Origin of the sequence: Pseudomonas sp. 7-41 (assembly GCF_021233075.1) — a bacterium.
GTDB lineage: Bacteria > Pseudomonadota > Gammaproteobacteria > Pseudomonadales > Pseudomonadaceae > Aquipseudomonas > Aquipseudomonas veronii.
Map to the genome: position 1 here is coordinate 2,638,816 of NZ_CP089551.1, position 12,638 is coordinate 2,651,453.

Sequence of the window (12,638 nt, forward strand, 5' to 3'; positions counted from 1 at the left end):
AAAAAATGAATGACGTATTAAAAATGCAAAAAACAGTAAATAAGTTGTTTAAATTCATGGTGTTGTGATGCGTGTCAGTGTTCATCATAAAAATAGATAGCTTTATTAATGTTCGATTATCGGTCAGTCGCTGTTGACGAGTGCCGTCGGCTGTTTCCATTCTCTATTGGCGAAGCCGAGCGGGCCGAGCGTGTGCCACCCCCAAAAACAACAACAAAAAATGGACAACGAACATGCCAAAACTCCCGATGGAGGACGCCGTTGCAGTGGCGTCCGTCTCCTGTGTGTCGAACCGCAAGCCAGGCCTGGTTATGGCGTTGCTGGCCTTGAGCGTGTTGCCCTCCCAGCTGTGGGCGGCCGGCTTTATCGACGACAGCCACGGCACCTTGACCCTGCGCAATTACTATCTGGATCGCGACTACAAGGACGACGGTGCAAAGACCGCTGCGCGAGAATGGGCCCAGGCGTTCATCCTCAACCTGGAATCGGGGTACACCCCAGGCCCGCTGGGCTTTGGCCTGGATGTGCGCGGGTTGATGGGGGTCAAGCTCGATTCTTCGCCGGACCGCAGCGGCACCGAGTTGTTGCCGGTGTCGGCCAGCGACAAGCGTGCCGCCGATGAGTACTCGCGCCTGGCGCCGACCGCCAAGATGCGGTTTGCCCAAACCACCGTGAAGACCGGTGACGTGTCGATCTTCCTGCCGTTCGCCTTTGCCAGCCCGTCGCGCCTGCTGCCGCAAACCTTTCGCGGCACCACCTTGAGCTCCAAGGATATCGACGGCCTGACCTTCAATACCGGCTATATCGACCGCATCAACAAACGCGACTCCACCAGCTACCAGGCCATGACCATCGCCTCGCCCAACCGGCGTTTCAACGCCACCGCCACCACTTCGCACCTGGCTTACGTCGGCGGTGACTACCAGGTCAACAAAGACCTCAGCCTGCGCGCCTATCACTCGCAGATAGCCGACCTCTACCAGCAGGACACCCTGGCGTTGCTGCACAATCTGCCCGTGGGCGATGGCGTGCTCACCAGCGACTTGCGCAGTTTCTTCAGTCGTGAGGACGGCAGCGCCAAGGCGGGGAACGTGGATAACCGCAACCTCTCGGCGTTGTTTGGCTACCGCCTGGGCGGTCACAAATTCAGCCTGGGCTACATGCATTCCAGTGGGGAGACGGCCACGCCCTATATCTCCGGGACGGAGCTGATGGGCATGAGCGAACTGACCATGAGTTCGGACTTTCTCAACGCCAAGGAGCGCACCTGGCAGGCGATCTACGACTATGACTTCGCGGCTTCCGGTTTACCGGGCCTGAAGGGCCGGCTGCGTTACGTGCGCGGCGATAACATCGAGCTGGCGGCATTCAACGCCGAGGATCGCAAGGAGCGCGAGTTCCAGATGGAGCTGGGCTACGTGATCCAGAGCGGCCCGCTGAAGAACGTCGGGCTGCTGGCGCGCAAGTCGATCTATCGCAATGACTTCCCGGCTGGCGCGGCATTTCGCGATGAAAACCAGACCCGTTTCCTGGTGCTCTACACCGTGGCGCTCTGGTAAGCCGTCAGTCCTGATACACCTTCTTCAGCAAGCGCAGCAGCTCTGCACGTTCCTCACCGTCCAGGGCTGCGGTGGAGTCCAGGTCACTCTGGACGGCGATCTCTTTGAGCGCCTTGAGCAGGGTTTCGCCGGTCTTGCTGAGGAAGATCCCATAGGAGCGCTTGTCTGGTTTGCAGCGCACACGCACGGCGAGGGCGCGGCTTTCCAGCTTGTTCAGCAACGGCACCACCTGGGGCGGCTCAATCGCCAGCGCGCGAGCCAGGTCGGTCTGCATCAGGCCGGGATTCTGCTCGATGATCGCCAGGGCCGAGAACTGAGCGGGGCGCAGGTCGTGCTCGGCAAGCCGACCGATCAGGTTCTGGAACAGCTTGAGCTGCGCACGCCGTATGGCGTAGCCGATCAGGTCGTCCAGGGCCGAATCCAGCGGCGCACGCCCCTCGGTGGTGTCGGGCAGGGCCAGGTTGGCGTCGGCGATGTTGGAAGGCTTGGCCATTGACAGTGCAATCCTCAGAAGGTGGAGGTTAAGAAAGCTATCTAGTTTGCCGAGGTTCGCGAGCCATGGCTATGCCGGCTTTTCATAACGCCCGAGCGGCTTAGGTTTTACAAGGGGAAAATATTGGTTATCAAGGTTAATAGTTAATTGACATAACTATATTTGCGGTTTAATTTCGAATCATCTTCCAACCAAGAACAAGAGCGTACCGTCATGAGCAATTACGAAGGCCGTTGGACCACCGTCAAGGTTGAAATCGAGGAAGGCATTGCCTGGGTCATTCTCAATCGCCCGGAAAAACGCAACGCCATGAGCCCGACCCTGAACCGCGAAATGATCGACGTCCTGGAAACCCTGGAGCAGGACCCCGACGCCGGCGTGCTGGTACTGACCGGTGCCGGTGAAGCCTGGACCGCCGGCATGGACCTCAAGGAATACTTTCGCGAAGTGGATGCCGGCCCGGAAATCCTCCAGGAGAAAATCCGCCGCGAAGCCTCGCAATGGCAATGGAAACTGCTGCGCATGTACGCCAAGCCCACCATCGCCATGGTCAATGGCTGGTGCTTCGGCGGCGGCTTCAGCCCATTGGTGGCGTGCGACCTGGCGATCTGCGCCGACGAAGCCACCTTCGGCCTCTCGGAAATCAACTGGGGCATCCCACCGGGCAACCTGGTGAGCAAGGCCATGGCCGACACCGTGGGCCATCGTCAATCGCTGTACTACATCATGACCGGCAAGACCTTCGGCGGGCAGAAGGCCGCCGAGATGGGCCTGGTCAACGAAAGCGTACCGCTGGCGCAACTGCGCGAAGTGACCATCGAACTGGCGCGCAACCTGCTGGAGAAAAACCCGGTGGTGCTGCGGGCGGCCAAGCATGGCTTCAAGCGTTGCCGCGAACTGACCTGGGAGCAGAACGAGGATTACCTCTACGCCAAGCTCGATCAGTCGCGCCTGCTCGACACCGAAGGCGGCCGCGAGCAGGGCATGAAGCAGTTCCTCGACGACAAGAGCATCAAGCCCGGCCTGCAGACGTACAAACGCTGAGGCTAGTCGGCGAATGGCGGGCGCATCCCGCTGTTCGCCGCCTCACCCTGGCGCTACTGTGACATCGCTTGAATGCATTCCCCATAAAGACAATAAAGAGGAATCACCATGCTGGACGTGCCCCTGTTGATCGGCGGCCGGTCGTGCCCCGCCCGTGACGGTCGAACCTTCGAGCGTCGCAACCCGGTGACCGGTGAAGTGGTTTCGCGGGTTGCCGCCGCGACCCTGGACGATGCCGACGCCGCCGTGGCCGCAGCCCAGGCGGCGTTCCCCGGCTGGGCCGCGCTGGCGCCGAACGAACGCCGCACCCGGTTGCTCAAGGCGGCCGAACACTTGCAGGCGCGCAGCGCCGAATTCATTGCCGCCGCTGGCGAAACCGGCGCCATGGCCAACTGGTATGGCTTCAACGTGCGCCTGGCGGCCAACATGCTGCGTGAAGCGGCGTCGATGACCACCCAGATCACCGGTGAAGTGATTCCCTCCGATGTCCCCGGCAGTTTCGCCATGGCCCTGCGTCAGCCGTGCGGCGTGGTGCTGGGGATTGCGCCGTGGAATGCCCCGGTCATCCTCGCCACGCGCGCTATCGCCATGCCGCTGGCCTGCGGCAATACCGTGGTGCTCAAGGCTTCGGAGTTAAGCCCGGCAGTGCATCGCCTGATTGGCCAGGTCTTGCAGGATGCCGGGCTGGGCGATGGCGTGGTCAACGTCATCAGCAACGCACCGGCCGATGCCGCCGCGATTGTCGAACGGCTGATCGCCAACCCGGCGGTGCGCCGGGTCAACTTCACCGGCTCGACCCATGTCGGGCGGATTGTCGGCGAGCTCTCGGCGCGTCACCTCAAGCCGGCCTTGCTGGAACTGGGCGGCAAGGCGCCGCTCCTGGTCCTCGACGACGCCGACCTGGATGCGGCGGTTGCCGCGGCAGCGTTTGGTGCCTACTTCAACCAGGGGCAGATTTGCATGTCCACCGAGCGCCTGATTGTCGATGCCAAGGTCGCCGATGCGTTTATCGCCAAGCTGACCGCCAAGGTCGCCAGCCTGCGCGCCGGTGACCCCGCGGCGGCGGATTCGGTCTTGGGTTCCCTGGTGGATGCCAGCGCCGGCACACGCATCAAGGCCCTGATCGACGATGCGCTGGACAAGGGCGCACGGCTGGTCGTGGGCGGCCAGTTGGAGGGCAGCATCCTGCAGCCGACCCTGATCGATGGCGTCACCGAGAACATGCGCTTGTACCGCGAAGAATCCTTCGGCCCGGTGGCGGTGTTGCTGCGCGGTGACGGTGATGAAGCACTGCTGCGCCTGGCCAACGACTCCGAGTTCGGCCTGTCGGCGGCGATCTTCAGCCGCGACACCGGGCGTGCGCTGGCGCTGGCGCAGCGGGTGGAGTCGGGCATTTGCCACATCAACGGGCCGACCGTGCATGACGAGGCGCAGATGCCCTTTGGCGGGGTCAAGTCCAGCGGTTACGGCAGCTTTGGCGGCAAGGCGTCGATTGAACACTTCACGCAATTGCGCTGGGTGACCTTGCAGAACGGGCCGCGGCATTACCCGATCTGAGCAGGCGTCGCGACATAACAATAACAAGGCGGCTGTGATCCGCCTTGCTGGAGGACACCCTTGTGAGTTCCGAATTCAGACCGCAACCCCAGCCCGCACCGCGCTACCGCGAGGTCTCCATCGGCCACGCCCCGGTGGCGGTCACTGAAGAGCAGGGCGTGCTGCATATGCGTTCCCTGGAGCCATTGGCCGAGTTGCCGGCGCGCTTGCTCGATCGTCTGGTGCATTGGGCCCGGGTGCGTCCCGAGCAGACCTTCATTGCCGCACGCCAGGCCGATGGTGACTGGCGTCGCGTCAGCTACGCGCAGATGCTTGAGAGCGTGCGGGCGATTGCCCAGGCCTTGCTGAGTTACGGCCTGTCGGCAGACAAGCCGCTGGCGTTGCTGTCGGGCAACGACATCGAGCATCTGCAACTGGCCCTCGGCGCGATGTACGCCGGTATCCCTTACTGCCCGGTGTCGCCGGCGTATTCGTTGTTGTCCCAGGACTTCGCCAAGCTGCGGCATGTATGCGACCTGCTGCAACCGGGGCTGGTGTTCGTCAGCGATGCGGCGGCCTACCAGCGCGCGATCGACGCGGTATTGCCGGCCGAGACGCCGCTGATCTGCGTGCGCGGCCATGTGCCGGGACGCACCCAGGTCAGCTTCGCGAGCCTGCTGCAAACCCCGGGCGGCAGTGCGGCCGATCAGGCGTTCAATGCCACCGGCCCGGACAGCATCGCCAAGTTTCTTTTCACCTCGGGCTCGACCAAATTGCCCAAGGCGGTGATCACCACGCAACGCATGCTCTGCGCCAACCAGCAGATGTTGTTGCAGACGTTTCCGGTGTTCGGCGAAGAGCCGCCGGTGCTGGTGGACTGGTTGCCGTGGAATCACACCTTCGGCGGCAGCCACAACGTCGGCATCGTGCTCTACAACGGCGGCACCTTTTACCTCGACGCTGGCAAGCCCACGGCCCAGGGGTTTGCCGAGACCCTGCGCAACCTCAAGGAGGTGTCGCCCACGGCCTATCTGACGGTGCCCAAGGGTTGGGAAGAGTTGGTCAGCGCCCTGGAGCAGGATGCCGAGTTGCGCGAGTGCTTTTTTGCGCGAATGAAATTGTTTTTCTTCGCCGCCGCGGGCCTGTCGCAAAGTGTCTGGGACCGCCTCGACCGGGTGGCCGAACAGCACTGCGGAGAACGCATCCGCATGATGGCCGGGCTGGGCATGACCGAAGCCGCGCCATCCTGCACCTTCACCACCGGGCCGTTGTCCATGGCCGGCTATATCGGTTTGCCCGCGCCGGGCTGCGAGGTGCGCCTGGTGCCGGTGGACGGCAAGTTCGAAGGGCGCTTTCGCGGGCCGCACATCATGCCGGGGTACTGGCGGGCGCCGGAACAAACCGCCGAGGTGTTCGACCCGCACGGCTTCTATTGTTCGGGGGACGCGATCAAGCTCGCCGACCCGAATCGGCCGCAACTGGGGCTGATGTTCGACGGGCGCATCGCCGAGGATTTCAAACTGTCCTCCGGGGTGTTTGTCAGCGTCGGGCCGTTGCGCAATCGCGCGGTGCTGGAAGGCTCGCCGTATGTGCAGGACCTGGTGATTGCCGCGCCGGACCGCGAATGCCTGGGCGCCCTGGTCTTCCCCAGGCTCTACGAATGCCGCCGGCTGGCGGGCTTGAACGCCGACGCGAGCGACGCCGACGTACTCGCCAGCGCGCCGGTGCGCCAATGGTTCGGCGACTGGTTGCAGCGCCTCAATCGCGACGCCACCGGCAATGCCAGCCGTTTGGAATGGATTGCCTTGCTCGACGAGCCGGCGTCTATCGACCGTGGGGAAATTACCGACAAGGGGTCGATCAACCAGCGTGCGGTACTGCAATGGCGCGCGGCCAAGGTCGAGGCGCTGTATCGCGGTGAAGATGCTGCGATCCTGCGTGCCGAGCCCAAGCCTTGAGCGGCGTGGGGCAATATTCGGCGTTTGCCGACGTGGCGATTTACGAGGCGCTACGCACGCCGTGGGTCGACCTCGGTGGCGCCTTGTCCCTGGTCTCGCCCATCGACCTGGGGATCAAGGTCGGCCGTGAAGTCCTGGCCCGTGCCGGTATCGACCCGCTGGCGGTGGACAGCGTGCTGGCCGGCTCCATGGCCCAGGCCAGCTTCGATGCCTATTTGCTGCCGCGGCATGTCGGGTTGTACAGCGGCGTGGCGCAATCGGTTCCGGCGCTGGGGGTGCAGCGCATCTGCGCCACGGGTTTCGAGCTGTTGCGCCAGGCCGCTGAGCAACTGCGCGACGAGGTGCAACTGGCCTTGTGCGTGGCCAGTGAGTCGATGTCCCGCAACCCGATTGCGGCCTACACCCACCGGGATGGGTTTCGTCTCGGTGGCGAAGTGCAATTCAAGGATTTTCTCTGGGAAGCCCTATACGACCCGGCTCCGGGGCTGGACATGATCGCCACCGCCGACCACCTGGCGCGCCGCCATGGCCTGAGCCGCGAGGCTGTGGACCGTTACGCCTGCGCGAGCCATCAGCGTGCGTTGCAGGCGCAGCGTGACGGTGCGTGGGCTGAAGAGATCGTGACGGTCGATAACCAAGTGTTCGAGTTGGAGGGGTATCAGCCGCGTGGCATCAGCCTGGCGCGCCGCGCCGCTGCCGTCACCCAGGACAGCCACCCACGGCCCACCGACCTTGCGGCCCTGGCACGCTTGCGCGCCGTGCATGCCAATGGCGTGCAAACCGCTGGCAACAGCTGCGCGGTGGTCGATGGTGCGGCGGCAGCCCTGGTCGGGCGCGCCTCGGCCTGCCCGCGTGTGCCCCTGGCCCGGCTGCTGGCCAGCGCCGTGGTCGGTGTGGCCCCGGAGTTCATGGGCATCGGTCCGGCGCCGGCGATCCGCTTGCTGCTGCATCGCAGCGGGTTGAGCCTGGATGACATCGGCCGTTTTGAGATCAACGAAGCGCAGGCGGCCCAGGTATTGGCGGTGGCCCAGGAACTGGAGCTGGACAGCACCCGGCTCAACGTCCAGGGCGGTTCGCTGGCGGTGGGGCATCCATTGGCCGCCACCGGCCTGCGCTTGGTCATGACGCTGGCCGGGCAATTACGCCGGCACAACCTGCGCTACGGGATTGCCGCTGCCTGCGTCGGCGGTGGGCAGGGCATGGCGTTGTTGATCGAGAACCCGGCCTATCGCGGTTGAGCGTTCAACGGTGTAACTCCTTTTTATTCGATGAGGTTTGCCATGTGGAGCTATCAGGCGCCGCTGCGCGATATGCAATTTGTGCTTGAACATTGGCTGCAAGCCCCCCAGGCGTGGAGCCATGTTCCGGCGTTCGAAGCGTTGGACATGTCTCTCGCCGTTCAAGTGTTGGAGGAAGCGGCGCGCTTCAGCCAGGGGGTGCTGGCGCCCCTGAACAGTAGCGGCGATCGTCAAGGCTGTCGCTGGAACGCCGGCCAGGTCAGCACGCCGGACGGTTTCGCCGAGGCCTATCGCGCCTATGTCGACGGTGGCTGGCCGGCCTTGGCGTGCGCTGAAGGGCAGGGCGGCCAGGGGTTGCCGCAACTGCTCGACGCGGCGCTGCAAGAGATGCTCTACGCCAGCAACCACGCGTGGGCCATGTACACCGGGATCGCCCACGGTGCCTACCTCTGCCTCAAGACCCACGCCGCGCCCTGGTTGCAGGCGCGTTACTTGCCCGAGATCATCAGTGGGCATGCCTTGCCCACCATGTGCCTGACCGAGCCCCAGGCCGGCAGCGATGTTGGGTTGCTGCGCTGTCGCGCGACCCCCGAGGGCGATGGCCGTTATCGCCTGCAGGGCAACAAGTTGTTTATCTCCGGCGGCGAGCACGACCTCACGCCCAATATCCTGCACCTGGTACTGGCGCGCCTGCCCGATGCGCCGCCGGGCAGTCGCGGCCTTTCACTGTTCCTGGTGCCCAAGCGACTGGACGACGGCCAGGCCAACGCTGTGCATTGCGACGGCATTGAACACAAGATGGGCATCAAGGGCAGCGCCACGTGCTCGCTGGTGTTCGACGGCGCCCTAGGCTGGCTGATCGGCGACGCCAACCGCGGCCTGGCGGCGATGTTCGTGATGATGAACTCGGCGCGCCTGCATGTCGGCCTGCAAGGCCTGGGGCATGTCGAGGCGGCTTGGCAGAACGCTGCGCAATACGCCGCCGAGCGCGTGCAAATGCGTGCGCCGTCGAGGCCGCAAGGGGCATCGGCCCAAGCGGCTGACCCTATCCGTTATCACCCGGCGATGCGCCGCGTGTTGCTGGAGTTGCGCACGGCCAGCGAGGGGATGCGGGCCATCGGTTATTGGGCCGCGCATTTACTCGATCAGGCCGAGCACGACCCGGACCCGCAAGCGCGAGCGTGCGCCGGTCAACTGGCGCAGTTGCTGACGCCGATCATCAAGGCGTTTTTCACCGAGCAGGGTTTCCGTCAGGCGAGCAATGCCTTGCAGGTCTTCGGCGGTTACGGCTACGTCGCCGAGTTCGCCATCGAGCAAACGCTGCGCGACAGTCGCATCGCGATGATCTATGAGGGCAGCAACGAGATCCAGGCCAATGACCTGCTGCTGCGCAAGGTGCTGGGCGATGAGGGGCGAGCCTTCGACTTGCTGCTGGCAGTGCTGCGCACCGAGGCCGGGCAGGGCGGCCAATGCGCCGCGTGTGCAGGTTTCGCCGACGCGCTGGGCAGCCTGTGTGACGCGCTGGCCCGTGTGGTCGAGGCCATACGTGAACGGGCGCTGGAAGACAGCGAGTACCCCTATCGGGCCGCGCCGGACTTTCTCCAGTTATGCGGCGTGGCCCTGCTGGCCCTGGCATGGGCGCGGGCCGCTCGGGTTTCCCGGGCATTGCCCGAGGACGATCCGTTGCGCGCCGCCAAGCTGCAAAGCGCCGGGTTCTTTTTCGATTACCTGCCGTCCCGGTTGGCGCAGCACCTGGGCGCGATAGACGCGGCACGCGCGGCGTTGGCGTTCGTCTGACGGAGGGCGGATGCTTACGGTACTACTTGCGGTACTACTAGCGGTACTATGGCGACCCACGTTTTCTGGAAGTTGCCTGGATGAGTAAACCCGGTCAATTGGTGCTGGTTGCACTGCGCAAGATGATCGCCAGCGGCGAGTTGGCGGCGGGCGAGCGGCTGATGGAGATTCCCACGGCGCAACTGTTCGGTGTGTCACGCATGCCCGTGCGTATGGCGTTCCGTACCCTTGAGCAGGAAGGGCTGCTGGTGCCGTTTGGCGGGCGTGGGTATCAGGTGCGTTCGGTCAGCCCGGACGACATTGCCGGCGCCGTCGAAGTGCGTGGCGTGCTCGAGGGCCTGGCTGCGCGTCAAACCGCCGAGCGCGGGTTGTCCGCCGCGGCGCGTGCCACGCTCGAGCGCTGCCTGGTGGAAGGCGATCAACTGTTCGACAAAGGGTACGTGACCGAGGACGACCTTGAGGTCTATCACGACCTGAACATGCGCTTTCACCGCGTCATTGTGGAAGGCAGCCACAACCCGGCGATCGCCGACGCACTGGCACGCAATGATCACCTGCCGTTCGCATCGGTCACCGCGCTGGCGGTGGATCGCGACGACATGGTCCGCGAATACCGGCGTTTCAACTATGCCCACATGCAACATCACTCGGTCTTCGATGCCCTGGTCAATCGCCAGGGCGCGCGGGCCGAAGCGATCATGCGCGAGCACGCCAACGCGACCTTGCGCTATGCCGAGATCTTCGGTTCCGCGACCGCCAACGCGCGGATGAAGGTCATTTTGCCCACGGCGTGACGCCTTTCAGAGATCGAGCACCAGCAGCGGGGTTTTCGCGCGCGAGCAGCAGGGGGTGAACTGGTCGTTCAGCGCTTGTTCCTGCTCGGTGAGGAACAGGTCGCGGTGCTCCGGTATGCCTTCGAGCACGCGGGTCAGGCAGGTTCCGCAAATCCCTTGTTCGCACGACACGGCAATCTCGATACCGTGGCTTTCCAGGACCTGGACCACGCTCCGGTCGGCGGGTACGTCGAAGACCTGGCCGCTGCTGGCGAGCTTCACCGAAAACCCTGCGTCGAGGCTGCTGTCCAGCGGCGCCGCAGCGAAGTATTCGCGGTGCAGGCATTCCTCCTGCCAGCCCTGGGCCCGAGCGCTGTCGAGCACATGCTGCATGAAACCGCCGGGGCCGCACACATACAGGTGGACGTTGGCGTCGGGCGCCGCCAGCACCTGGGCGGTGTTCATGGCCGTATGGGGCTGCTCGTCGAAATGCAGGAACACGCGTTCGGCGAACGATGAGTCCTTGAGGCGTTGCACAAAGGCGGCGCGTTCACTGGCGCGGGCGCAATAATGCAGTTCGAAGTCAGCTCCGACATGGGCCAGGCGCTCGGCCATGCACAGGATCGGGGTGATGCCGATGCCGCCGGCGAACAGCAGACTGCGTCGGGCTTCGTGCGCCAGCGGGAACAGGTTGCGCGGTTCGCTGATCTGCAGGCGGGCGCCCTTCTGTATGTGTTCGTGCAGGCAACGGGAGCCGCCACGGGAGGCCGGGTCGTTGAGCACGCCGATCAGGTAGCGATGCCGTTCTTCCGGGTGATTGCACAGGGAATATTGACGGACCACGCCGTCGGGCAGGTACACGTCGATATGCGCGCCAGCGCTGAAGGCCGGCAGCGCCTGGCCATCGACGCGGGCCAATTCAAAGCTGCAAATGTCCTGGGCTTCGTTGTTGCGGGATACCACCACCACATCGATCATGTTCAGTCCTCGTAGCGTTAGCGCGCGGTTCAGGCGCGGGTCGTGGTGATCAGTTGCGGCGCGGGGGCGCGCTCCTTGGCGATCAGCCGTTCGAGGACCTTGCGTGACTGCACGCCACCGGCATCGATATTGAGCTTGAGCAGATTGCGCGTCGGGTGGGCCAGCAGGTTCTGTTGCTGGCGTTCAAGCATCTCCAGGTCTTCGCTGAAAATCTTGCCCTGGCCTTCGCGAATGCTGGCGGTCAGTGCCTGGTCCTGAGGGTTGAAGTTGCGCGCCATGCCCCAGAAGTACCAGATCGATGTCTCGGTTTGCGGGGTGATGAAGTCCACCACGATGCTCGCGGCCTTGTGCTCGGGCGCGGCGTGGTAGCCGCCCTTGCCGGCGTGGGCCACGCCGACTTCGATCAGTACATGGCTGGGCGGGGTGAAGCGGCAGATCTGCCAGCGGTCCACCGGCACGTCATCGGCGAGGTTATTGCCACGCAGGGCCATGCGCCAGAACGGCGGGGCCATGATGTTTTCCATGTGGCGGGCGGTGACGACTTCATCGCCTTCGACCGTGGTCACAGGCGGCGCTTCGTCGATTTCCTTCTGGCCGATGCTGGAGGCGTGGACGTAGGTTTCGTGGGTCAGGTCCATCAGGTTGTCGATCATCAGGCGGTAGTCGCACTGGATGTCAAACAGACCGCCGCCATAGGCCCACTGGTCGCTCACGGCCCATTCCAAGTGGTGGATCAACGCCGGGTCGGCCAGGGCCTGATCGCCGGGCCACACCCAGATGAAACCGTAGCGTTCCACCGCGGCGAAGGTCTTGTTACAGGGAAACCCGCGCACCCGCTGCCCGGGCATTTCGACGGTCTTGCCATCGTCCCCCATGACCAGGCCATGGTAGCCGCAGACCAGCTTGCCGTTCTCCACATAGCCCAACGAGAGCGGCGCGCCGCGGTGCGGACAGAAGTCCTCGACAGCCACGACGGCGCCTTCCAGCCCGCGATAAAACACCATTTTTTCCCCGCATATCTGCCGACCCAGCGGCTTTTGCGCGATTTCATCGGGGGTGCAGGCGACATACCACGTGTTCTTGGGGTACATGGTGACTCTCCAGGCGAGTGATTGTTCTTATTTAATGGATCCATTAAATGAAGTGCGTCACTTGGAGTCAACCTGTGGTTCGGCAATGCCGAGATTTATTTGGGCGATTATCGATCAGTTTTTATTTACTGGATCCATAATGCGCGCTTGCCTGGCTGCCACGCCGTGCGG

Annotated in this window: 10 protein-coding genes; 7 read left to right on the plus strand and 3 right to left on the minus strand. The window is 63.9% G+C overall.

Translation table 11 applies throughout. The features are described from left to right. The first annotated feature begins 233 nt into the window (after positions 1–233). Positions 234–1,559: an OprD family porin gene (locus tag LQ249_RS12005; RefSeq protein ID WP_057005581.1), complete on the plus strand. Its 1,326-nt coding sequence runs from the start codon at positions 234–236 to the stop codon at positions 1,557–1,559. A 4-nt stretch (positions 1,560–1,563) separates the two neighbouring features. On the opposite strand, the gene LQ249_RS12010 is transcribed toward LQ249_RS12005, so the two are convergent. Then, complete coding sequence (locus LQ249_RS12010; protein WP_046483785.1) at positions 1,564–2,052, minus strand: MarR family winged helix-turn-helix transcriptional regulator; 489 nt, start codon at positions 2,050–2,052, stop codon at positions 1,564–1,566. 213 nt (positions 2,053–2,265) lie between these two features. On the opposite strand from LQ249_RS12010, the gene LQ249_RS12015 reads away from it, so the two are divergent. The 6 genes from LQ249_RS12015 to LQ249_RS12040 all read left to right on the plus strand — a co-directional run bounded on the left by LQ249_RS12015 (position 2,266) and on the right by LQ249_RS12040 (position 10,419). Then, a complete protein-coding gene (locus LQ249_RS12015) occupies positions 2,266–3,096 on the plus strand; it encodes a p-hydroxycinnamoyl CoA hydratase/lyase (protein ID WP_017847933.1) in 831 nt (276 codons plus the stop codon). A 108-nt stretch (positions 3,097–3,204) separates the two neighbouring features. Beyond that, a complete protein-coding gene (locus tag LQ249_RS12020; protein ID WP_232566487.1) occupies positions 3,205–4,653 on the plus strand; it encodes an aldehyde dehydrogenase in 1,449 nt (482 codons plus the stop codon). A gap of 62 nt (positions 4,654–4,715) precedes the next feature. Then, positions 4,716–6,590 carry a feruloyl-CoA synthase gene (locus tag LQ249_RS12025; protein WP_046383961.1) on the plus strand — a complete coding sequence of 625 codons (1,875 nt, stop codon included), beginning with the start codon at positions 4,716–4,718 and terminating at the stop codon, positions 6,588–6,590. Further along, positions 6,587–7,828 carry a thiolase family protein gene (locus LQ249_RS12030; protein ID WP_079443500.1) on the plus strand — a complete coding sequence of 414 codons (1,242 nt, stop codon included), beginning with the start codon at positions 6,587–6,589 and terminating at the stop codon, positions 7,826–7,828. Before LQ249_RS12025 ends, LQ249_RS12030 begins: the two co-directional genes overlap by 4 nt. Before the next feature lie 42 nt (positions 7,829–7,870). Next, positions 7,871–9,625 (plus strand): acyl-CoA dehydrogenase family protein, encoded by a 1,755-nt coding sequence (locus LQ249_RS12035; RefSeq protein ID WP_126589351.1) that lies wholly within the window; start codon positions 7,871–7,873, stop codon positions 9,623–9,625. Between the two features lie 80 nt (positions 9,626–9,705). After that, positions 9,706–10,419, plus strand: coding sequence for a GntR family transcriptional regulator (locus tag LQ249_RS12040; protein WP_046383958.1), 714 nt, complete (start codon positions 9,706–9,708; stop codon positions 10,417–10,419). Between the two features lie 6 nt (positions 10,420–10,425). On the opposite strand, the gene LQ249_RS12045 is transcribed toward LQ249_RS12040, so the two are convergent. Beyond that, on the minus strand, positions 10,426–11,376 hold the full coding sequence (locus LQ249_RS12045) for a PDR/VanB family oxidoreductase (RefSeq protein ID WP_017847927.1): 951 nt from the start codon (positions 11,374–11,376) through the stop codon (positions 10,426–10,428). A 29-nt stretch (positions 11,377–11,405) separates the two neighbouring features. After that, positions 11,406–12,467 (minus strand): aromatic ring-hydroxylating oxygenase subunit alpha, encoded by a 1,062-nt coding sequence (locus LQ249_RS12050; protein ID WP_057005585.1) that lies wholly within the window; start codon positions 12,465–12,467, stop codon positions 11,406–11,408. Positions 12,468–12,638 lie beyond the last annotated feature (171 nt).